This window comes from Micromonospora sp. NPDC047812, assembly GCF_040704175.1.
Classification (GTDB): domain Bacteria; phylum Actinomycetota; class Actinomycetes; order Mycobacteriales; family Micromonosporaceae; genus Micromonospora.
This window is the reverse complement of record NZ_JBEYRY010000004.1, coordinates 24571-46448: the sequence shown is the minus strand read 5'-3', so window position 1 is coordinate 46448 and position 21878 is coordinate 24571. Positions and strand designations below refer to the sequence as shown.

At 71.8% G+C, this 21878-nt stretch carries 22 protein-coding genes; 3 read left to right on the top strand and 19 right to left on the bottom strand.

Annotation, left to right across the window (positions count from 1 at the left end; all coding sequences use genetic code 11):
* Positions 1 to 218: 218 nt before the first annotated feature.
* Positions 219 to 806, bottom strand: a complete 588-nt coding sequence (locus AB0883_RS18115) for a hypothetical protein (protein ID WP_366642302.1) — start codon at positions 804 to 806, stop codon at positions 219 to 221.
* A gap of 31 nt (positions 807 to 837) precedes the next feature.
* On the bottom strand, positions 838 to 1206 hold the full coding sequence (locus AB0883_RS18110; RefSeq protein WP_366642301.1) for a hypothetical protein: 369 nt from the start codon (positions 1204 to 1206) through the stop codon (positions 838 to 840).
* Between AB0883_RS18110 and AB0883_RS18105 the strand changes: the two genes are divergently transcribed.
* The gene (locus AB0883_RS18105; protein ID WP_366642300.1) at positions 1188 to 1781 is read left to right on the top strand and encodes a transposase; all 594 of its coding nucleotides are present in this window, start codon (positions 1188 to 1190) and stop codon (positions 1779 to 1781) included. The genes AB0883_RS18110 and AB0883_RS18105 overlap by 19 nt on opposite strands.
* Positions 1782 to 2027: 246 nt before the next feature.
* Here the strand turns inward: AB0883_RS18105 and AB0883_RS18100 are convergent, their stop codons facing one another.
* The 11 genes from AB0883_RS18100 to AB0883_RS18050 form a co-directional block, all read right to left on the bottom strand.
* Positions 2028 to 2231, bottom strand: coding sequence for a cold-shock protein (locus AB0883_RS18100; protein ID WP_121398059.1), 204 nt, complete (start codon positions 2229 to 2231; stop codon positions 2028 to 2030).
* A 219-nt stretch (positions 2232 to 2450) separates the two neighbouring features.
* Complete coding sequence (locus AB0883_RS18095) at positions 2451 to 2675, bottom strand: hypothetical protein (RefSeq protein WP_366642298.1); 225 nt, start codon at positions 2673 to 2675, stop codon at positions 2451 to 2453.
* A 1593-nt stretch (positions 2676 to 4268) separates the two neighbouring features.
* Positions 4269 to 4685, bottom strand: coding sequence for a hypothetical protein (locus AB0883_RS18090; RefSeq protein WP_366642297.1), 417 nt, complete (start codon positions 4683 to 4685; stop codon positions 4269 to 4271).
* A gap of 153 nt (positions 4686 to 4838) precedes the next feature.
* On the bottom strand, positions 4839 to 5033 hold the full coding sequence (locus tag AB0883_RS18085) for an IS3 family transposase (protein WP_366642648.1): 195 nt from the start codon (positions 5031 to 5033) through the stop codon (positions 4839 to 4841).
* Between the two features lie 409 nt (positions 5034 to 5442).
* Positions 5443 to 5727, bottom strand: a complete 285-nt coding sequence (locus AB0883_RS18080) for a hypothetical protein (RefSeq protein WP_366642296.1) — start codon at positions 5725 to 5727, stop codon at positions 5443 to 5445.
* 370 nt (positions 5728 to 6097) lie between these two features.
* Entirely contained in the window at positions 6098 to 7915 is a 1818-nt protein-coding gene (gene cydC, locus AB0883_RS18075; protein WP_366642295.1) for a thiol reductant ABC exporter subunit CydC, read from the bottom strand.
* Positions 7915 to 9636, bottom strand: a complete 1722-nt coding sequence (locus tag AB0883_RS18070; protein ID WP_366642294.1) for an ATP-binding cassette domain-containing protein — start codon at positions 9634 to 9636, stop codon at positions 7915 to 7917. The genes cydC and AB0883_RS18070 overlap by 1 nt, the downstream gene beginning before the upstream one ends.
* Positions 9633 to 10430 (bottom strand): ABC transporter ATP-binding protein, encoded by a 798-nt coding sequence (locus tag AB0883_RS18065; protein WP_366642293.1) that lies wholly within the window; start codon positions 10428 to 10430, stop codon positions 9633 to 9635. The genes AB0883_RS18070 and AB0883_RS18065 overlap by 4 nt, the downstream gene beginning before the upstream one ends.
* Positions 10427 to 11401, bottom strand: coding sequence for an iron chelate uptake ABC transporter family permease subunit (locus tag AB0883_RS18060; RefSeq protein WP_366642292.1), 975 nt, complete (start codon positions 11399 to 11401; stop codon positions 10427 to 10429). Before AB0883_RS18060 ends, AB0883_RS18065 begins: the two co-directional genes overlap by 4 nt.
* Positions 11398 to 12372, bottom strand: coding sequence for an iron ABC transporter permease (locus AB0883_RS18055; RefSeq protein WP_366642291.1), 975 nt, complete (start codon positions 12370 to 12372; stop codon positions 11398 to 11400). The genes AB0883_RS18060 and AB0883_RS18055 overlap by 4 nt, the downstream gene beginning before the upstream one ends.
* Positions 12369 to 13223 carry an ABC transporter substrate-binding protein gene (locus tag AB0883_RS18050; protein ID WP_366642290.1) on the bottom strand — a complete coding sequence of 285 codons (855 nt, stop codon included), beginning with the start codon at positions 13221 to 13223 and terminating at the stop codon, positions 12369 to 12371. Before AB0883_RS18050 ends, AB0883_RS18055 begins: the two co-directional genes overlap by 4 nt.
* Before the next feature lie 836 nt (positions 13224 to 14059).
* On the opposite strand from AB0883_RS18050, the gene AB0883_RS18045 reads away from it, so the two are divergent.
* On the top strand, positions 14060 to 14509 hold the full coding sequence (locus tag AB0883_RS18045) for a hypothetical protein (protein WP_366642289.1): 450 nt from the start codon (positions 14060 to 14062) through the stop codon (positions 14507 to 14509).
* Positions 14510 to 14567: 58 nt separating this feature from the next.
* Here AB0883_RS18045 and AB0883_RS18040 read toward each other — a convergent pair whose 3' ends face one another.
* Complete coding sequence (locus AB0883_RS18040; protein ID WP_366642288.1) at positions 14568 to 15353, bottom strand: TioE family transcriptional regulator; 786 nt, start codon at positions 15351 to 15353, stop codon at positions 14568 to 14570.
* Positions 15354 to 15408: 55 nt separating this feature from the next.
* Here AB0883_RS18040 and AB0883_RS18035 point away from each other — a divergent pair, with 55 nt between their 5' ends.
* Entirely contained in the window at positions 15409 to 16641 is a 1233-nt protein-coding gene (locus tag AB0883_RS18035) for an erythromycin esterase family protein (RefSeq protein WP_366642287.1), read from the top strand.
* A gap of 15 nt (positions 16642 to 16656) precedes the next feature.
* Here the strand turns inward: AB0883_RS18035 and AB0883_RS18030 are convergent, their stop codons facing one another.
* The 5 genes from AB0883_RS18030 to AB0883_RS18010 all read right to left on the bottom strand — a co-directional run bounded on the left by AB0883_RS18030 (position 16657) and on the right by AB0883_RS18010 (position 21654).
* Positions 16657 to 17175 carry a hypothetical protein gene (locus AB0883_RS18030; protein ID WP_366642286.1) on the bottom strand — a complete coding sequence of 173 codons (519 nt, stop codon included), beginning with the start codon at positions 17173 to 17175 and terminating at the stop codon, positions 16657 to 16659.
* 95 nt (positions 17176 to 17270) lie between these two features.
* On the bottom strand, positions 17271 to 17624 hold the full coding sequence (locus tag AB0883_RS18025) for a hypothetical protein (protein ID WP_366642285.1): 354 nt from the start codon (positions 17622 to 17624) through the stop codon (positions 17271 to 17273).
* A gap of 104 nt (positions 17625 to 17728) precedes the next feature.
* Positions 17729 to 19072 carry a PHB depolymerase family esterase gene (locus tag AB0883_RS18020; RefSeq protein ID WP_366642284.1) on the bottom strand — a complete coding sequence of 448 codons (1344 nt, stop codon included), beginning with the start codon at positions 19070 to 19072 and terminating at the stop codon, positions 17729 to 17731.
* Between the two features lie 159 nt (positions 19073 to 19231).
* Entirely contained in the window at positions 19232 to 20128 is an 897-nt protein-coding gene (locus AB0883_RS18015; protein ID WP_366642283.1) for a bifunctional helix-turn-helix transcriptional regulator/GNAT family N-acetyltransferase, read from the bottom strand.
* Positions 20129 to 20289: 161 nt separating this feature from the next.
* Positions 20290 to 21654: an endo-1,4-beta-xylanase gene (locus tag AB0883_RS18010; RefSeq protein WP_366642282.1), complete on the bottom strand. Its 1365-nt coding sequence runs from the start codon at positions 21652 to 21654 to the stop codon at positions 20290 to 20292.
* Between the last annotated feature and the right edge of the window lie 224 nt (positions 21655 to 21878).

Genomic DNA, 21878 nt, shown 5'->3' with positions numbered 1-21878 from the left:
GTCCGTCTGGTGAGGATGACCGCCGAGGATCCTCCAGTGCAGGTGATTACCCACGGGCGGGTTTGTCCGCGCACCGCCGGCCCATGCCCGTCTGCCCTTTGCGCCGCAGCGGCCCGTGAGGCGTAAGCCGGTCGCTCCGGAGAGCGGGCAGTTCGTCGCGCCAACCCCGTCCCACGTCCGTTACCGGCACCCTGGGAACCGCCCCTGCTGCGGTGTGATCAACGGCGCCCGCCGTGGCGGACCGTCACTCCGCGAGCCTCCAGGCGGGTCGGGACGTCGGGGTCGTCGAGGTGGGCCAGGGTGACGTCCAGGTTGCGCAGCGCCAGCAGCGACTCCAGTGCCTCCGCCCCTGTGCAATCGCCGGTCAGGAAAAGCTCCGACAGTGTCGGGTGGCCGGTCAGCGGGGTCAGGTCCAACGGCGCCGGGTGATAGCCGTGGCCGTCCAGGTCCAACGACTGCAGGCCCGACAGCGCGTGGATGCCCTCCAGCGACGTCACGTTGTAGTCGTCGGACTCGCCGCCCGTATCGATGTTCAGGGTCTGCTCGATGAGCATGTAGATCTCGTTACCGCCGTCGAAGTGCAAGTGTTCGATCGCCGCAGCCTCGGCGGACGGCACCGCGACGGCGTGCAGGAGGTCCAGCGACGCCGCGAGGCGCGGGCCCGGGCCTGGATAGCCGTCGTCCGGGCCGTCCGGGCCGGTCGACTCGATGATCGCCGTAAGGTCGGCAGCGGCGATCACACCGTTGGTCAGTAGGGCATTCAGGACGCCAAGGTGCAGGCCGCGGTCAGCGAAGACGATGGTCACGATCTCAACCGTATCGCGTTACGAAAGTGGCTCACGACGTGGAGCGGGCCATCGGCCAGGGACGCATTGGGCCGCACCCGCACCCGCGCACGTGTCGGTAAAAGGTCCGGTTGTGCTCCGCTTCCGGATCTTCGATGCCATCCACGTGCACGTCGAACAGGTGCAGAGTGTCTTCGTCCTCGATAGGCACCTCGGTGGCCATTTCCCAGTCGTAGTCGTCGGCGTGGTTCGGCAGCCGCGCCAGCAGGTCGCCCGACGGTCCCCACTCGTCGACGAGCGCCGCCTGAGCGGTCTGCACAATCAGGTGGGAGGCCATCTCCTCGCCCGCGCAGGTAGGCCGAGGCTCCCTGCCGGCCTCGAGGTCCTCGGTCAGGTCATCGAATGCGCCTGCCTGTGCCATACCGCGTCCTGCCGCCACGTGATCCGCGGGTGCTCCCCGAAGCGGAGCAGGTAGTAGGCGGCGGTAGCTGTCCGCGCGGCGGCGCCTGGCGCCGTGTGCTGTTACGCCGAATCGAGGAAGGTGCGCGTTGGAGCACGTGCGGCGAACACGCCGGATCGTCGTCGGACTCGGCAGCCGGAAGTGACCCGCCGGCGTCCGTATCGATCGGCGAGTGGGAAGGGATGAAGTCGGCGGGGTCCAACGCCAGTAATCCGGGCACGGCCGGACGGGGGAAGAACTGCCAGCTCGGGGTGTCCCTGGCCTACGCCAGCCCACACGGACGCACGCTGATCAACCGGGAGTTGTATTTGCCGCGCGGCCGACGCGACAACCCCACCCGCCGCGAGGAAACCGGCATCGCGGCGAGCGTCGGGTTCTGCACGAAGCCCGCGCTGGGCCTGCGGATGCTCGAACGCGCCATCACCACCGGCCTGCCGGCGAGGTGGGTCACCGCGGACGAGGATGCGGGCAGGACTCGAAGTTCCGGACCTGGTTGCAGCAGCACAAGATGGCTACGTCCTCGCCGCGTCCCGTAACGCGGAGCGCCGGTAACCGGGTGCCAGTCGCGGCTGAACCCGCCGGGGACCGTCGCCGGATGGGCATCGGGTGCGCGGTGACCTGGTGATCATGGCCATGCGATGCCTTCCTCGAACGGCACGTCGCAAAGAAACACGGGCCGCAGGCCACGGACATCGCAAAAACGAACCTGAACAAATGATGATGGATAGAAACGCCGAACGGCGGCCCGCTGAACCAGTCGGGCCGCCGTGGCGAAGCGTGGATCAGAGTGAGCGGATATCCGACGCCTGCGGGCCCTTCGGGCCCTGGGTGATGTCGAACTCCACCCGCTGGTTTTCCTCGAGGCTGCGGAAGCCGCTCGCCGAGATCGCCGAGAAATGGGCGAAAACGTCGGCGCCGCCGCCGTCCTGGCTGATGAAGCCGAAGCCCTTGTCGCCGTTGAACCACTTCACGGTACCAGTAGCCATGTCTGCTCCTTCGCAGGCTGTTGGAGACCGCACTGTGCGGACTCGCGCGCCACCGCGTTGATCACCCGCGTCGGGAACGACACGAAAACGAAAAAGCGCCTGGATGGGTTTTAGATAACCCATCAGGCGCCGAAACGTCCACGGAAATCAAAACTGCAACAGGGCAACGTTAGCACAGAATCCGTCGGCCGTCGCCAGCCCCGTGCCTGCGGCCCTCCGTCACAGCACTGCACCGCGAGGCGCAACTTCGATCGCTGCGACGCCTCGGCCGTAGAGTACGACGAGCCGATCACCGTGTTTGGTGCGCAGCACTCCTGAATCCTGCGCCAGTGTCGAGATCACGTGGTCCACAAGATCGTCCTCGTCGGCGACGTCCGGTTTGTCGTACGTGATGTCCATGCGGTCGCCGCCGATGAGCCGGACGCGTAGCACCGTAGTTGCCATGTCGTAGAGGTTAGTCGAGTGGGGACGCCAGGTGCAGTGGTGCTGTCGCGGGCTCCTCGGTCGACTCGCGCAGCCACATGTGCCGGCGTGCAACCGCTGGCGCCGGCCGCAGGTCGTCGACACAGGCGAAGCTCGGACGATGGACCACACGGGCGAGCGTGACAACGGACGCCGAGACGAGGTGGTGTCGATCCTCGCCGAGAGGGGGCCACATTCATCGCTGGAGTCAGCTCCCTGAGCTGGCAGCGACACCGCTGCGTGTAGTGGGCGTAGAGTAGTTGGTGGATCAGTTCGTCAACATCGTTGGCGGGCCAGCACTTACCGGGCGCGCTACCCAGCTCTCGGCAGTGTCCAGAAGACAACCTCCAGATGTAAGGGCCGAGCGCTGGCAGACCATCCGATCGCCATTGACATTTCAGTGTGCTGACGGACAACGCCGCGTCCGATGCAGGAGACGACCAACGACGCCGTGAGGCGAACCGTCATGATCGGAGGCGTGGTTGGCGTCCAGTGGCTGTTCATCCCCTTCAGGCGGCCCTTCAGGAAACGTCTGCCGCAGGCACAACGACTCGCATCCCGACAGAGATCTTGCCGGGTCACGAGCCGCTACCTCGCTGGCAGCAACCAGCGAAGCGCCTCCAGCGCGGTGGTACGACGAGGCCGGTGCGGCACGGCTGCGGCAGGTGGGCGTCAATCAGACTGGTCGAGCGAGCAACACCGACACCACAGGAGAAGGACATGACTTTCGTGTTAGCCCCGCCCACGGTCTCTCCGTCACCGTTGCGCGAGCCCGCCAAGACCCTCCGGGAAAGAGGGGCAAACAGTTTTCACGCCGCGCTCGCCGCGGTCTTGGCCGCCGGGTTGGAGGATGCTCTCGAAGCGGGTGATCACCCGAGAGCGATCAGCTTCGTCAACCGCGGCTTCGCAGAAGGAAGCCCACAGTTGGGCTGCGACCTCCTCTGCCGGGCGATTGCGGTCGTCGGGACAGCCCGGACCTGGACCGTGCAGCTCGCGCCCCTGCGATCACCGTAACTCCTTGGATTGACGCAGCCGGCCGCGCTGCGATTCGCTGCTGCACGGGTACCACCCGTCATTCCGTGACGCCTTCACCGGTCGTACAGACTTCCTGACCAGCGCGGATGCCCGCACGGCGCGGGCGATTGGCGTACCAACAACCAGTGCAGCGGTTCGACAGCGTCGACGTGACCTGCTAGTGGACATTGCCGTCCGCTCGGCAGTCGTCAGCCATGAGTGTTGGGGGTCATGGCCCAGGTTATCGGGCATGAAACGGTGGGCGCGTCGGTCCACGCCGCGTCATCGACAGTCCGTCAGGCCCACCTCGGGCACTGCCTGCGAAGTACCCGCCAGTCGGCGGGCAGGTCGACGCGGTCGTCCAGGAGATCTGGCCGGCCGCCTCGACCCGGCCTTCGACGGCGACCGGGCATGCGTCAAAACCGTGGGAACCACTAACCACCAACTCCAGCGATCCGACATCAACCGCCGTGATAGCAGCACCAACCGCCGGATGAACCTTTCAAGACGCGCGGGATCGATTACACGCCCATGCCGCGATCAGGGTGAGGGAGCGTGGAGTCAGTGTGCCGTCGGTGCCGGCCTGCGGCGAACCCGCCACCACACCTCGACGAGGATCGGTGGCAGCGCGATCGCGGCGCCGGCGAACGCAAGTGCCCGGGTGCGCCGTTGCTGGATTTCATCCCGTAGCTCTTCGTAGGTGGCCTGGTGTTCGATGCCGTCGCCGCGGGACCGGACGCATTCGTCGCCGGGCCCGATCAGGACATCGTGGTTGGCCGGGTTGGCCTCGAAGCAGGCGATCGTGGTCGGCTTCAGTTCCCAGTTGACGCGGTCCCAGTCGACATCGACCCATGACTGCGACGTGCACATGTCGCCTGAGCAGGAGGTTTGCACCGGCAGGTCCCAGCCGGAGCGCAATATGAGAGCGCCGACGAACAGGCCAAGCAGAACAGAGCTGAGGGAGACAACGGCGCGCATGTCAGGTTGGACCGCCGGCAGTCGTGCCTGGTTCCACCAGAGGCCCTCCGAATGATCCTTACCGCGCTCGCCTCGGTGGAGCACGCCGAGACGAGCGCGGGATTGCGTTGTCTACGTCGAGTCGCATGTGGCTTTCAAGCGAAGTGACCCCTGTCAGCCGGACACCTCGATGTCTGTCAGGGCCTCCCGGTGGATCTTCTCGTAGGTGTCGGGGCTGACGTTACCCAGGCGGCTGTGCCGGCGGCGTGGGTTGTAGAAGCCTTCGATGTAGGAGAACACCTCCATCGCCAACTCGTGGCGACTGGGCCAGGCGCGGGTGTAGACCAGTTCGGCGATGAGAGGCAGCAGGGACCGGCGCCGGTGAGCCCCGATGCCGCCATCCGTCTTGCTGCCGGTATGACCGGCTCGTCAAGGATCTCGGCCGCCCGCCCTACGGGTCTGAGCTCGCTCAGGCCAGCGGGCGAAGCCGGGCTACGGCGAACCGGAAGAGCTGGCGCGCCGCCGCGGCGTAGACACAGCGAAGCGTCCCCGCTGCCTTGCGGCAGCGGGGACGCTGGGTTGGCGGATCGCAGAATGAAATGCCACCCCACCGTCCGCATAAGGACGCCCACGAGCCCGCCGCTGGACGTAACGGTTGGTCCAGTCCGCAGGTAGCGGGTGGCGTTGGTTGTCACCCGATCTAGCTACAACAGGGACAGCACGAAACGTCTACCAGGAGCCGGGCGAGGGCTACCCGGAGGCCTCTGAGTCGGGTTAGTCAGCGGGTGCAGATGATCTGCGCCGTCACCGAGTAGAGGCCCGGCCACGGCTGCGTCGTGTAGCTTCCGCCAGGGCTGCACTGCGTGCTCGGCTCGAACCCGTCCGCGCTGGCGAGGGATCGCGCGTTGTCCTGGGCCTTGAACAACGCCGTGAAGTAGTTGTTGTTCATTCCGTTGCCGTAAAAGGTCTTGGTTTCGGCGGCGACTGCCGGCCCGGAGAGCAGGACGGACGCGGACACCGCCCCGGCCAACGCTGTGGCGACGATCCGACGAAGTGCAGGCATGCGAGCTCCAGTCTGTTTGATCCCTGGCCCGATCTTGACAGGTTGATCGACGAACATCAACTACTGCACGAAGCGGCCCCCACCCGCCGGGAGGGCCGCCGTGCAGCGGCCCCCGCCCTGCCCGGGATCGACAGATGATATTGGTGTGCCTCTGACCGATCGCTCACCGAACCCTCTCGTCCCGCAGTCGGCAACGGTAGCTGCGTAGCCCCTCGCCGTCTCGGGTGTGCTGGCGGGGGCCGACCCTCCCAGCCCAGTCGCTCGCAAAATCCGACCGCCCCGGCAGGCCCGATCGGGGTGACCAGTTCGGCTGTCGTCGCCCCGGCAGTCCGGGCGTGCGCGACGAATCGGTGCACAATCCGCTCTCTAATCAAGGGTGTCGCCATGTGTGCCGGTGGACCGGGAGTTGGTCGGCCAACAGGCCGGCCAGGGGTTGCCGGTCACGCAGGTCCGCGAAGGCGCCCTCGGCGACGACGCGACCCGCGTCGAGCATCACGACGCGGTCGGCGCGCATGATGGTGGACAGGCGGTGGGCGATCACCAGGGTCGTCCGCCCGGCGCGGGCGGCGTCGAGGGCCTCAGCCAGGTCACGCTCGGTGCGAGCGTCAAGGTTCGCCACGGCCTCGTCGAGGACGAGGATCGGCGCCTCGGTGAGCAGTGCACGGGCGACGGCGACCCGGGCCCGCTGGCCACCGGAGAGGGCGCCTCCCCGTTCCCCGACGGGGGTCTCCAGCCCGCGCGGCAGTTCGTCGGCGAACGCGCTGACCTGTGCGGTGCCGGCGGCCCGCCGCAGGTCGGTGTCGGGGGCGTCGGGCCGGCCCAGGCGGATGTTGTCGGCGATCGACCCGGGGAAGAGATGCACGTCCTGGGGCACGACGGTGACTGTGCGCCGGAGATCGGTGTCGGCGAGGTCCCGCAGGTCGACGCCGCCGACGGTGATCCGGCCAGCGGTGGGGTCGGCGTAGCGCAACAGCAGGTGGACGCAGGTGGACTTGCCGACGCCGGAGGCGCCGACCAGGGCGACGGTCTCGCCGGGACGGATCGTGAACGAGACGCCCGACAGCACCGGGCGGCCGGGCAGGTAGCCGAAGTGCACGTCGTCGAAGGCCACCTCACCACCGGCAGGCGCCGGCAGTGGGGCGGTCGGGGCGGTGACCGGTGCCGGGGCGCGCAGCAACGTGTCGATGCGGTCAGCTGCGGCGCGGAGGACGCCGGCCTGCTTGAGTAGCAGCGCGACCTGGGCTGCCGGGCCGAGCACGGTTCCGGCGAGGACCACCGCGATCGGTGCGAATGCGGGGTCCAGACGGCCCGTACCGACACCGTCGGCCACGACCAGCAGCCCGCCGACGCCGGCCACGGCCAGCAGCGCGTCGATGAGCGCCGTCTCCAGGCCCGCCCGGGCGGCGTTGGCCCGCTGCGCCCGGCCGAGCTGCCGGGTCCGCGCGGCCAGGTGGGCGCGCTGCCGGTCCATCGCCCCGAAGACGGTCAACTCCCGCAGGCCCTGCACGGTGTCGACGATGTCGGCCGTCATGCTGGCGGTCGCCGCCCGGACGCGCGTGCCGTGCCGGTCGGCGTGGCGACGCAGCAGCCACGGCACCACCGTGATCAGGCCGGCCAGCGGCAGCACCACGGCGGGCAACCACGGGTCGATCGACGCGGCGAGCAGCGTGCCGGCGGTCAGGACGACGGTGGCGGTCAGCAGCTGCGCGATCGTGTGCGCGAAGAGCCATTCCAGGGTCTCCACATCGGACAGCGCGACGGTGGTGAGGTCACCGGAGCGCCTGCCGGCCAGTCCGCCGGGCGCGATCCGGGTGATCGCGTCGTAGACCCGCAGTCGCAGGTCGGCCAGGACCCGGTAGGCCAGGTCGTGCGAGACGAGCATCTCCCACCAGGTGGCCGCGGCGATGACCGCCACCAGCCCGCCGAGCACCGCGGCGACCACGTCGACCGGTGTGGGATCCCCGGTCACCGCCCGTCCGAGCAGCCATGCGCCGAGGACCGCCGCGCCGGCGGTGGCGAGCTGGCCGACGAGGTTCGCCGCCAGGGTCGCCCAGAAGGCCCCGGAGTGCCCCGCGATCGCGGGCAGCAGCCGCCGCAGCGCGCCGGGCTGCCGGCCGTCGGGTCCGGGCTGCGCGGCACGGCCGGTCGACAGGGCGGCCGGGTCGGGTGCCAGGTCCGTCGTGACCATCAGGGCACCTCCTGCGCGGTGACGAGCTCTGCGTAGGCGCGGGTGGTGCGCAGCAGGTCGTCGTGGCTGCCGGTAGCGGTGATCCGGCCGTCGCGCATCAGCGCGATCCGGTCGGCGTGCCGGACGCTGGCGAGCCGATGGGCGATGACCAGGCAGGTGCGCCCGCGCGTGGCGTCGGCAAGCGCCGTCACGATCTCGGCTTCCTGTCGTCTGTCCAGGTGGGAGGTGGCCTCGTCGAGGACGAGCACCGGGGTGTCGGCGAGCAGCGCGCGGGCGATGGCCAGTCGCTGCCGCTGCCCGCCGGAGAGGGTCGTGCCGCGCTCACCCACGGCTGTCGCGTACCCGTCCGGCAGGGCCGTGATGAAGTCGTGTGCGCCGGCGGCGCGGGCCGCGGCCCGCAGGTCGGCGTCGGTGGCGTCCGGGCGGGCCAGGCGCAGGTTCTCCGCCACCGTGCCATGGAACAGGTACGTCTCCTGCGCGACCACGGTCACCGTCCGGCGCAGCGTGTCCCGTGTGAGGTCGCGCAGGTCGACGCCGTCCACGGTGATCCGGCCGGTGTCCGGGTCGAGGTGTCGTAGCAGCAGGCTGGCCAGGGTCGACTTGCCCGCGCCGGACCGGCCGACCACCGCGACGGTCTCGCCGGAGGTCAGCCGCAGCGTCACGTCCCGCACCGCCGGCGACTCCCGGTCGGGGTAGCGGTAGCTGACCGCCTCGACGGCGACCGCCGGGCCCTCGGTGAAACGGGGGGCGAGGCGGCCGGTGTGTGTCACCGGGGCCGGCGCGGTGAGCAGGTCGGTGAGGCCGTCGACGGCGGTGATGCCGAGGTAGCCGGCGTGCCAGTGCGCGCCCAGGTCGCGTACCGGCCGGAAGCACTCCACCGAGACCAGCAGCACCAGGAACGCGGTGCTCGCGTCGGCCCGGCCGCCGCTCGCGGCCACGGCCGCGGCGACGGTCGCCGCGGCGATTCCGGCCTGGATGAGCAGGGCGCTGATCCCGCTCTCGATCAACGACAGCCGCAGCTGCGTCATGGTGGTGGCGTGCAGGTCGTGGTTGCGCGCCTCGATGCGGTCGCGCATTCGGCCGACCGCGCCGAATGCCCGCAGGGTCGCGGCGCCCTGGAGGGTGTCGAGGAAGTCGGCGGCGAGCGCGGTGAAGGCCGCCCAACGTCCCCGGCCCCGGCGCAGGAGGGTGGCGTCCCACACCCGTGGGACGGTCAGCACCAGCAGCACGGCGGTGCCGAGCAGCGTCACGGCGACGGGCGCGACGGTGGCCAGCCACCCCACCAGCGCCGTCGGGACGGCCACCGTGACGAGCACCTGAGGGACGTAGCGGCTGTAGTAGGCGTCGAGCCCTTCCACGCCGTCGACCAGCGTGGCCTGGGTGCGCCCGGTGCGCGCCCCGGTCAGCCAGGCCGGGCCCAGCTCGGCCAGCCGTGCCACCAACCGGTCGCGCAGCCGGGCCCGGATCCGGGCGCCCGCCGTGGCGGTCGCGACCTCCCGCCAGTACAGCAGCAGGGCCCGGGTCACGATCACGGCGAGCACTCCGGCCAGCAGCGGGGGAGTGGCGTCGAGGTCGCGGCGCGACACCGCCGCCAGCGCCGCGGCGAGCAGCAGGGCCTGACCGACGTACGCGGCCGAGACCGCCACGCCGAGCGCCGCGCACCCGGCCACCGGTCCGGCGACGGCGCCGCCGAGCCGCACCAACTCCCGATGGACGATCACGCCGCCTCCAGCGGGGTGTCCGCCAGCGCCCGGACGGTGCCGGTGTGCGCGTCGGTGACCACCCGGCCGCGTACGCCGAACACCGTGGCGAGCAGCTCCGGGGTGACCACCTCGGTGGGCGGCCCGTCGGCGGCGACCCTGCCCTCGGCCAGCGCCACGACCCGGTCGGTGAACCGGGCAGCGTGATCCAGTTCGTGCAGCACCGCCACCACGGTCAGGCCCCGCTCGACATGCAGGCGGCGCACCAGCGACAGCACCTCCAACTGGTGCCGTACGTCGAGGAAGGTGGTCGGCTCGTCCAGCAGCAGCACCGGGGTCTGCTGCGCGAGCGCGAGCGCGAGGCGGACCCGCTGGCGTTCCCCGCCGCTGAGCGTGTCCACCTCCCGCGCGGCGAGCCCCGCCACGTCCGCCGCGTCGAGTGCGGCGACCGCTTCGGCGTCCTCCGGGCGCCACAGCATCCCCAACGGCCCCCGGTGCGGGTAGCGGCCCTGCGCGACGAGTTGCCGCACGGTCATCCCCGGCATCGGCGGTAGCTGTTGGTGCAGCACGGCCACCTGCCGCGCCACGTCCCGCCGACGCATCGCGTGTGCCGGGCGGCCGCGCAGCAGGACCCGGCCGCTCTGCGGCGAGTCGATGCCGGCGAGCAGCCGCAGCAGGGTCGACTTGCCGCAGCCGTTGCGGCCCACGAGCGCCACGCACTCACCGGGACGGACGACCAGGGACACCCCGTCGAGCACCGGCCGGTCCCGGTACCGGTACCGGACCTCCTCCGCCGCGAACACCGGTTGCGTCATGACACCTCCACGTGAGACGACCTGCGCGCCACGACGACCAGGGCCACCGCCCCGAGCAGCGCGGTCACCGCGCCCGCCGGCACGCCCAGCCGCTGCGCGGCCGATCCGGACTGCACCATCACCGTCAACACCTGCGCGAGCGCGTCCGCACCCGCGACCGCACTCGCCCCGACCAGCGCGCCGGCCGGCAACGCCCGGCGCAGGTCCGCCCCGCACATCGCCCGGGCCACGTGGGGCACGACCAGCCCGACGAAGGCCAGCGCGCCGGCCAGCGCGACCGCCCCGGCAGCCAACGCCACGGCCAACGCGAGGCCGACCGCGCGGGCCGTGCGGGGCGGCACACCGAGCGCGACGGCGTGCCCGTCACCGGCGGCCAGCACGCCCAGCGGGGCCGAGCACAGCCAGGCCAGCACCAGCGACGCGACCAGCCACGGCCACGCGGTCTGCACGTGCGCCCAGACCCGCCCGTCGGTCGAGCCGACGAGCCAGCGCATCGCGTTGCCGAACCGACCCGGCTGGTACGCCAGCAACAGCGTGGTGACGCCGGCCAGCGCCGCCGACCCGAGCAACCCGTACGCCGCCACCTCCGTCGTCGAGCCGTGCCGCGCCAGCAGCCACATCAGCGCGCCACCGAGGGCGCCGCCGGCCAGCGCCGCGAAGAGCGCGCCGGCGGCCGAGTCCGCGGGCACCAGCCCGATCTGGATGCCGGTGAGCACGCCGAGCACCGCGCCCGGACTCACCCCCGTCAGCTCCGGCGCGGCCAGCGGGTTGCGCAGCACGGCCTGCAACAGCAGCCCGGCCGCACCCAGCCCGGCACCGGCGAGCAGTGCGGTGACCAGCCGAGGCAGCCGCAGCTCGACGAGTATCCGCTGCTCCAGGGGGTCCAGCTGCGGCCAGTCCACGCCGTTGCCCACGGCCAGTTCCGCGACGGCCGCCGCGAGCAGCGCCCCGACCGCCCACCACCACCTCACGACGCCCTCCGTCGCGCCAGCATGAGCAACCCGGCGAGGATGCCGACGGCCGCCGTCCACGCGCCGAGCGGAGTCTCCGCCGGAGCGAAGACGTGTCGAGCGGCGAGGTCGGCGACCGTGGTGAACAGCGCGCCGATCGTCGCCGCCCAGGGCAGCAGGAGGCGCGCGTCAGCGGCCGGGCGCAGCCGGCGGGCAGCATGGGGCGCGACGAATCCGATCCACGCGATCGGTCCGCACGGTCCCACCACCACGGCGACCAGGACGGCGGCGAGCCCCAGCACGGCGATCCGAGCCCGGCCCACGTGCAGCCCGACGGCCGCCGCCGCCTCGTCACCGAGGCGCAGCACCCCGAGCGCGGGCAACGCCAGCACGGCCAGCGGCACGCACGCCAGCAACCACGGCAGCGTCAGCCGGGCGTGGTCCCAGGTGATGCCCGTGAGGCTGCCGACCAGGTACCGGAACAGCGTGTCGTACTGCAGCCGGTCGGCAGCCGCCAGCACGGCCAGCAGTACCGCCTGCAACGCGGTGGAGACCGCCGCGCCGATCAGCAGCACCGCGCCCGGGCCGCGACCCGTGCCGGCAGCAGCCAGACACAGCGCACCCCCACACACCGCCCCGACCAGCGCCACCACCGGCTGCAGCGCCACCGGGACCGGCAACGCCCAGACCACCGTCACCGCCGCCGCCAGGGCACCGCCGGTGGACACCCCCAACAGTTCCGGCACGGCCAGCGGATTGCGCAGTGCCGCCTGCATCAGCAGTCCCGCCGCCCCGACCGCCGCGCCACCCAGGAGGGCGAGCAGCAGCCGCGGCATCCGCAGCTCCCACAGCACCACCCGCGCGACGTCCGCCTCTGCGGGCAGGCTCACGCCCAGGGTCGACCCGACCGCGACGGCGAGGGCGGCCATCAGCGCCAACGCCGCCGACCAGCCCGGCACCGGCCGGGGCACGGCGACGCCGAGCGCCGTCATGCGGTCGCCTTGGCGACCGCCTCGTCGAGAATCAACCCCAACGCGCGGGTGCCCCGGCCCGAGGCCCACAGCTCCGCCGGCACCTCGTGCGCCCGGCCCTCCCGCACTGCCGTGATCCGCTTCCACACGGGGTTGGCGGCGTACTGGGCCGACACCGTCCTGGCGTCCGGGCCGAAGGTGAACGACTGGATGAACACGATGTCCGGGTCGCGCGTGAGGATCTCCTCCACGTTGTACGCCTGCGCGGTGTCGAAGCCGCCGCCCTTGCTCGGCCACGGGTAGTCGAACACCTGCGACAGCAGGTGGCCGAGCAGGTCGTCGGAGGTGTTGACCCCGATCGACGTGCCGCCGTACATCGCCAGCGCGGTCGTCTTGTTCAGTCCACGCTCGATCGAGGTGGCTCGGGCGGCGGCGAGCCGGTCGCGGAACGCGCGCTCGGCCAGCACCTGCTGGGCGCCGCGGTCGGTGAGCGTCGCCACGTCGCGCAGGTAGCGCACCGAGTCCTCGTACGTCTTCACCTCGACCAGCCACAGCGGCGCGAACTTCTCGATCGCCGGGCGAAGCTGGTCGTGCGCTCCAGCGAGACCCATGACGAGGTCCGGCTTCGTGGCGGCGATCGCCGCCACGTCCTCGTTGCCGAACATGCCCGGCACGGTGGGGACGGCCCGGCCGGCCTCCCCGAGGTAGTCGGGACGGGCGACGAGCTTCGGCGTCGTGGTCGCCGCCGGCGTCAGACCCAGTTCCACCAGCGCGTCGTCGCACAACCCGGTCAGGCAGACGATCCGGTCCGGCTTCGACTTCAGGCTGACCGTCTGCCCTCGCGCGTCGGTCAGGCTCAGCTTGTGGGTCACCGCCTCCACCGGCGGCGCGGAGGGCGCGACGGCGGCAGCGGGCTGTGACGGTGCGGAGGGACCGGCGCAACCGGTCAGGGTGACACCGGCGGCGAGCAGGGAGGCCAGAGCAAGACGTAGTCGTGTCACAACCGGGAACTTTCGTCGGGGGGCAGGGCAACGCGGTAACGATAACGGTTGTCATTAGCGATCACATTCCGGGGTCGGGGCGGCCTGCGGGCCGGGCGGCGGCGACCACTTTCGGCAGCCGGTGGTCGCCGGGGCGGCGCGCTCCTGCCGGGGCAGCGGCGTGACCGTGGCGTGACAGCGCGACGGAAACCGGACGTCAGCGCACGCGCCAACCCTGGCGACGACCACCGAGGAGGGATCGTCGCCCCATGACAACCGCGTCGAGGACGCTCGCGCTGTCCGCCCAACAGGAACTCGTCTGGCTGCGCCAGAGGCTGTCGCCGGACAGCACCGCGTACCACTTCACGGCGGTCTCCGACCACGACGGCGTGCTGGACCGGGACACGCTGCGCCGCGGCCTCGAACGGGTCGTCGGAGGGCACGACGCGTTCCGGCTGGCCGTCCCGGCCGACGAACCACCCAGCGGATCGCCGACGGCGACATCCCCGAACCGTCCGGCCCTCGCCCGACGTGGTTCCAGCGCGTCTACGCCGACGACTACCGGCTCGACGGCGAGGAACCGGCCGGAGTGCGCGGGACCACGCGCTGGGCTACGACCGGATGTTCCCCGACCGGGTCCGCCTGACGACCAGCCAGCCGAGGCCGGGGCGCTGGCAGGGCAGGAGAGCGCGCCTGGGACGGCAACACGGGGTGGTTAACATCTGCCCATGACGTTCTGGGTTCACTACGTGGTCCCACCCGGGGCGGCCGGCGAGGGCATGCCCTCGCCCCCGGGCGACGACGCCCTCGTCTTCGCGCAGACGGTCGAGGTGGGACCAGGAGACCGGACCGTCGAGTTCTGCGTCCTCGCCGTCGGCGGCGGGATCCAGATCGCCACGGACATCGACTGCACCGCGTTGCTCCGGGGACGGGCCGAGGAGGTGGCTGTCGTCCGGGCCGTGGACGCCTGGGTGCTCGAGTACGCCACACAGGCTGTCCGGATACACGAGCTGCTGCTCCACAGGTGGTACGAGGTCAGCTCGGCCTCGCACCGGTCGTCGATCGAGGCGCTCCGGCGGTGGCTCACGGCTCACGACCGCCCGGGCGACTACTGGCAACTGCTCGTACGGCGACCGGGTGACCGAGCGGCGGGTGATCGCGCCCGAGGGGGACGCTGAGGCGGGCGGCGACCGCCCGACCGACGACGGCGATCAGCGGGAGCCGCGCCCGGCCTGGTCATGCCCCTGCTGCACCTGGCGGCGGGACCGGATCCGTGGCCGGCGACGCGCTCGGCTCGTCGCCGGGCGGGGCCGGCCGGCAGTCGAGGTAGGCGTCCAGTGCGGCGGCGCCGGTCAGCATGGCGCGGCTCCTGGCGGAGAGGCGGGCGCGCCAGTCGCGCAGCATCGACTCCAGCGGCGCGACGCCCCCGGCGGATCGGACCTGGGCGATCAGCGGGGCGATCTGCGCCAGCAGGTAGCCGCCCCGTCTGAGCTGGTGGACCAGCCGGGCGTCGCGTACGTCGGCGGCGGCATAGACCCGGTAGCCCGTCTGCGGGTCGCGGCGCGGTTGGACCAGGCCGGCGCGTTCCCACTTGCGGAGGGTGGCCGGGCGGATGCCGAGCCTTCTCGACAGGGGGCCGACGAACGTGGTGCTCCGTTCCTGCGGCACCGGATCGAGGTCACCGACAGCGGCTTCGGCGGCCTGGAGGGTGCGACGGTCGTCAAGAAGCTGGGCGTGGCTCTCGTCGATGAGCCGGAGCGCGTCCTCGGTCGCGTCCCGGTTGACCGCCTGCATGATCGACGTGGCCTTCGCATGCCCGTGCCCGGGTACGAGGGCGAGGAACGCGTGCAGTGCCTGTGCGTGCAGCGGCGTGTAGGTGCGGTAGCCGTGCGGGGTGCGTTCGGCGGCCGGAAGGATGCCGGCCGCCTCGTAGTTCCTGACCGCCTGTGTCGACAGGCCGTGCGCGCGCGCCAGGTCGACCGGCCTGAGTCTGCCGCTGCTTTGAAGGTTTGACTCCATCATCCTGCTGAGTTCGACGAGAAGTTTGCACCGTTGGTTCAACGATACCGTTTAGGGTATGACTGCTGGTATCGCAGAGGCCGCCCATGTCGTCGACGCCGCTGCCGTCATGGGGTTGCTCCCGAACAGGCCGCGGCTGCTCGCCCTGGGCGAGCCCACCCACGGCGAGGACGTCCTGCTGGACCTGCGCAACGATCTCTTCCGGCAACTCGTCGAGCAGGAGCGTTACCGGACGATCGCCATCGAGAGCGACTGCCTGATGGGCCTGGTCGTGGACGACCACGTCACCTCGGGCGCCGGCCTCCTCGACGACGTCATGGAGCGCGGGTTCAGCCACGGGTGGGGCGCCTTCTCGGCCAACCGTGAGCTGGTGCGGTGGATGCGCGCGTACAACGACGGCCGGCCCCCGTCGGAGCAACTCCGGTTCGCCGGATTCGACGGCCCACTGGAGATCACCGGCGCCGCGAGCCCCCGGCAGGCCCTCACCGCGCTCCACGCCTACCTCGCCGCCCGGGTCGACGCCGACCTGCTTCCCTGCGCCGCGGAGACGCTCGACCGCCTGCTCGGCGCCGACGACCGGTGGACCGATCCCGCCGCGATGACGGACCCGTCCCGCTCCGTGGGGCGGACGCCCGACGCCGGACGACTGCGGCTGCTCGCCGACGAGCTGGTGGCCCTGCTCGACGCGCAGACGCCACACCTGCTCGCCGTGGCGACACGGGAGGACTGGCACCGGGCACGCCTGTACGGGCGTACCGCCATCGGCCTGCTGCGCTACCACCACGCGATGGCCGACGCGTCACCGAGCCGCATGGCGCGGCTGCTCGGCGTGCGGGACTCGATGATGGCCGCCAACCTGCTCGCGATCGCCGGACGGGGACCGGCACTGGTGAACGCCCACAACGGCCACCTCCAGCGGAACAGGAGCAGGATGCGGATGGGCGGCGTGCCGGTGGAGTGGTGGAGCGCCGGCGCGATCGTCGACGCGCACCTGGGCGAGGAGTACGCCTTCCTCGCCACCGCCGTCGGCACGATCCGCCACCAGGGGGTCGACACCCCGCCGCCGGACACCCTCGAAGGGCTGCTGTACGCGCTGCCCGGGGAGCGTCACCTCGTCGACGCCCGCCGCCTGGCCGCCGCCCTCGCCGACCGGACGCCCGCCGCCCGGGTGTCGCCCTGGTTCGGATACTCGCCGCTCGACCCGGCCCACGTGGCCGGCGCCGACGGGATCCTGTTCGTCAGGGACGCCCGGCGGGGCCAGGCTCCTCGCAACGGTGCCCCGGACGGGTGACGACGGCTGTCGGCCTCACCCGGACATCGCGAGCATGTCGAGAGCGGCGAAGAAGGCCATCGGCCGGCCGGGGCGGATGACCTGTTCGAGGAGCGCGACCCCGATGCGGTCCGCGACGTCGCACTCCGCTTCGAGCGTGGTGCGAACGGGGCCGTACCGGCGGGAGGAGGAACGCGCCGAGGCGAGGACGACCCCGTCGCGGCGGAGCTGTGCCCGACGTGAACTCGTGTGAACCACCTCGTACCTGCGTCCCCGCAGCGTCCATGTGGTGCCGGCGTTGCGTCGGCGGCAGGGCGCGCTCCTGCCGTTCACGAACTCGAACCGTTCACCGGTGGTCAGCGTGACCGCGACGGTGTCGGCCTGGAAGGCCAGCGGCCGTGACCGGGGCGGCCACGTCACTTTCTCCCCGCCCCGGCGGGGCTCCACGATCGTCAGCTCGGCACCGCGCTCATCGAGCAACCGCAGCCGGCGCGCGTCCGTCACGTCGAACGAGTATCCAAAGCTCAGGGGCTGCACCATGTGCGAGTCGGTCACGCACTCATTCAAGCAGCCGGGTGGGAGGTCACGTCCGCGCTGGTGCGCGCACGGCCGAGCCCTTTCGCGCTGGGGCCGCCCGGAGCCGGCACTTGTCAGCGGTACAGGAGGCCGCAGGCCAGCAGCGCGCAGCCGAGCGTGCCGGTGAACGCCGCCAGGGTGCCCGTGGCCGTCGCCGACCTGATCCGGCCGGCGAGGAACCGGTGCGCCAGCAGCGAGATCGCCAGGCTGCCGATGAGGGGCAGCGCGCCGAGCCGCAGCAGGTCCCACACGCCGGGACCGGGACCGTAGCAGGCCAGCGTCTTCTCCGCGCACAGCTTCACCGGGCCGGGCCTCTCCGGACCCAGACCCACGAACTCCGGGCCGAGAACCCAGGTCGCCGCCGCCACCGGCGCGAGCACGGCGAACGCGTACCAGCCGGCCAGCACGGCAAGGCTTCGTCGGGCCATGGTCCACCGCTTCGCGGGAGGATAACAACGAGGACCCCACATTCGCCGTACGTCACGCGCCGGCTCCTGCGGTCCGGGGCGGCGCCGGCGCCGCCCCGGCCGGTTCAGGCGATCGTGCAGGTGGCGCCGTTGAGGGTGAACGAGGAGGGCCGCCCCGCGTCGCCGGTGTGGGTGGCCTGGAAGCCGACGCTGACCGACGCTCCGGGCGCGATGGTGGCGTTGTAGGAGACGTTGCGGGCGGTCACCGCGCCGCTGGTCGGGGCGTACGTCGCGTTCCATCCGCCGGTGATGCTCTGGCCGGCGGGCAGCGTGAAGGCCAGCGACCAGCCGTTCACCGTCGCGGTGCCGGTGTTGGTGACGGTGACCGAGGCGGTCAGGCCGGCGTTCCAGGCGTTGACGGTGTAGCCCACGCGGCAGGCGCCCGGCGAGGGCGGGGGAGTGGACGGCGGCGGAGTCGTCGGCGGCGCCGTCGTGGGAGGCGGGGTGGTCGGAGGCGCGGTGGTGGGAGGCGCGGTGGTGGGAGGCGCGGTGGTGTCGAGCCCGAAGAAGCGGATCGCCTGCGCGGCGTCGACCGGCAGGTTGTGCGACACCCCCTGCATGCTGATCGCCTCGACCGGCGCCCGGTCGCCGCTGCCGCCGTAGCGGGTGCGGGTGTAGCCAGCCTGCGGGCTGTCGGTGTACGTCGGCGTCTGGCTCAGCCCGTGCACGTTCGTCCACTGCTTGATCTGCTCGCCGAAGTTCGGGTAGCGCAGCACCTCGTCGTTGGTTCCGTGCCACGTCTGCATCCGGGGCCGGCGCCCGGTGTAGCCCGGATAGGCGTTGCGGACCAGATCCCCCCACTCCTGCGCGGTCCTGGTGACCTCGCCGTTGGCGCACTCGCTGTTCCACTCGGAGCCGTTCGTGGTGGCGAAGCAGCCGAAGGGGACCCCGGAGAACGCCGCCCCGGCGCTGAACACGTCGGGGTAGAGCCCGAGCAGGACGTTGGTCATCATCGCGCCGGACGAGATGCCGGTGGCGAAGATCCGGTCGGGGTCGACGGCGTACCGCTGCCGGACGTGGTCGACCATCGACTTGATGCCCACCGGGTCGCTGCCGCCGTCGCGGCGCAGCGCCTGCGGCGAGGAGACGTCGAAGCACTGGCTGCTGCGGGTCACCGACGGGTAGACGACGATGTAGCCGTACCGGTCGGCGAGCGCCGCGTACTGGGTGTTGGAGTACATCGCGGGGCCGGTGCCGGTGCAGTAGTGCACCGCGACCAGCAACCCCGGCCGGGGCGCGACGGAGTCCGGCACGTACAGGTACATGCGCAGGTTGCTCGGGTTGGGGCCGAAGTTCGTCACCTCGGTCAGGGTCGCGGCGGACGCCGGCGGGGCGACCGCCACCGCCGCCAGCGTGGTCAGCGCGGCGGCGGCCAGGGCGGCGCCCAGCAGTCGGAGTCTGGCTCTCATGGATGGTTCCTCTCCTCGGACGGTGGACAGGGCGGGGTTCCGATCGAGGGCTGCCCGGCTGCCCGATCACGTCCGGCTCAGGAACATCGACAAGTATCTATAAATATGGGGGGTCCCGCAAGGGTCGGCCGCACGACCTGCCGCCCGCCGCTCGCGCCGTCACGGCGTCAGGCGCTTCTCGAACCAGTGGTGGGCGTACGGCTCGGAGTTGTACGCCTCGACCTCGCGGTAGCCGGCCGCGTGGTACATCGCGATCGCCTCGGTGAGGTTGCGGTTGGTGTCCAGCCGGACGGCGGTCCAGCCCCGCCCGGCGGCGTGGCGTTCCAGCTCGCTCAGCATCCGCCGCCCGATCCCGAGCCCGCGTACGGAGTCCGCCACCCAGACCCGCTTGATCTCGGCGGGCGCGTCGCGGTGGAGTTTCACCGCGCCGCAGCCGACCGGCTCGGCGTTGAGGGTGGCGAGCAGGAACACGCCGGCCGGGGGGACGAGTTCCTCGTCGTGGACCGGGTTGCTCCGGGCCGGGTCGAACCCGCCGTCGAAGCGCCGCGCCACCTCCCGGGCGTAGCCCCGGACGCAGGCACGCGCCCGCGGGTCGCCCGGCGGGCAGGGCTCGATCAGCACCATCGACGCGACGAGCAGCCGCTCCACCTCGGCCATCGCCGCGACGAGCCGCTCGCGGCGTCGCCCGGTCAGCGGCGCGAGGATCGACCGGGCGAACTCGTCGGAGCGCTCGTCGAGCTCGGTCCACTCGGCGCGGCCGGCGTCGGTGAGCGTGGCGACCCGGACCCGCCCGTCCCCGCCCACCTGGTCGGACGGCCCGACGGTGACGAGCCCGTCGGCCTCCAGGGCGCGCAGGAGGCGGCTGAGGTGCCCCGAGTCCAGCCCGAGCCGGGACCGCAGCGCCGCGACCTCGGCGCCGCCGGGGCCGATCTCCCACAGCAGGCGGGCCTGGGCGAGGGGGCGGGCGCGCGCCATGTACTCGTCGTCGAGCGCCCCCACCCGTTGGGTCACCGTCCGGTTGAACCGCCGCACGGCGGCGACGAACTCCGCTTCCATGAAGCCTGACTTTAGTCAGAGATCCATGGTCCGCGCCAGCGCCGCCCGGCGGCGGGTGCGGTGGTGTCCGCGTACCGGCGGCGTCTCTGCCCGGGCCGGCGACCCGGCGGCCCCGGGGCGGCGCGGTGGGCGCCGCCCCGGGGCCGTCCGTCACCCGACGCTCAGGAGGCGGTGCAGGAGCGCACCAGCGGGCGCGTCCAGGTGCCGTTGGCCATCGTGGTGAACCCGAAGACGTTGCCGCTGCCGTTGGACCGCATGGTCATGACGTTTCCGCTGCCGTCCCAGCTCGGGGTGCCGTTCCAGGTGGCGGAGACCTTCTGCGGGGGTGTCACCTCGACGACCACGGTCCAGTTGGTGGCGCCGCTGACCGTGACGTCGCTGTTGAACCGGTCGCCCCACCGGGTGCCGTCGCGAAGGGTGGCGGTGCAGCTTCCGCCCGGCGGCGGGGTGGTCGGGCCGGTCGTCGGAGGCGGCGTGGTCGGCGGGGGAGTGCCGTTGTTGAGGGCGGCGAGGACCGCGTCGTACGCGGGCTTGCGGTTGCCGCTGTTGTCGAACAGCAGCGGTGTGTCCGAGGCCCGCCAGGAGTCGCTGTCCCGGATGCCCCAGACGGTGATGCCGGTGCACCGGGAGACTGCGAGGCAGTCGTTGACCACGTTGCGGTACGTGGTGGGCGAGGCCCCGGCGATGTCCAGCTCGGTGATCTGCACGTCGACGCCGAGCGCCGCGAAGCTGGACAGCGTGGTGCGGTAGTTGCCCGGGTAGGGCGAGCCGCTGTTGAAGTGCGACTGGAGGCCAACGCAGTCGATCGGCACGCCGCGCTGCTTGAAGTCGCGGACCATCGCGTAGACGGCCTGGGTCTTGGCGTGGCTCCAGTCGTCGGTGTTGTAGTCGTTGTAGCAGAGCTTCGCGCCGGGATCGGCGGCCCGGGCGGCCCGGAACGCCGCCTCGATCCAGTCGTTGCCGGTGCGCTGGAGGTTCGAGTCACGCCGGGCGCCGCTGCCGCCGTCGGCGAACGCCTCGTTCACCACGTCCCAGGCCACCACCTGACCACGGAAGTGGGTGGCCACCTGCGTGACGTGGTTGAGCATCGCCTGGCGCAGGGCGCTGCCGCTCATGTTCTGCATCCAGCCGGGCTGCTGCGAGTGCCAGGCCAGGGTGTGGCCCCGCACGCTCATGCCCCGGCTGCGGGCGTGGCTGACGATCCGGTCGGCGTTGGCGAAGGTGAACTGCCCCTGCTGCGGCTCGGTGGCGTCGATCTTCATCTCGTTCTCGGGCGTCACCGAGTTGAACTCGCGGTTGAGGATCGTGACGTAGGTGTTGTCGCTGAGCTTGTTGGCGGCGACGGCGGCGCCGAAGTAGCGGCCGCGCTCCGCCGCCGACGCGCCCAGGGTGGTCCCGGCGTTCGCCGCGCCGGGCAGGACCGTGGCGCCGGTCGCCGCGAGCAGTCCCACGGCGGCGACGGCGAGGGCCGCGCGTGTGCGCGAGCGCGATCTCGGCCGGGTGTCCCGGTGGCACCTCTCGATCATTCCTGCTCCTTCCGGGGGCCGTTCCGCACCGCCAGGGGGCGGACCGGTGTGGTGGGGGTGTGTCGGACCGGGGCCGCTCGGCGGGCTGCGCGGCAGGGGCCGCGAACCCACTGTCATCGACCCTGGTGGATGTGGAGTATGGCAGCGCGACGCATCGGCGAGCAAGAATTTCCGGAAAACTAACGATAGCTAAGGGCGGCCTTCCTTCGACTCTTCTGCACCCT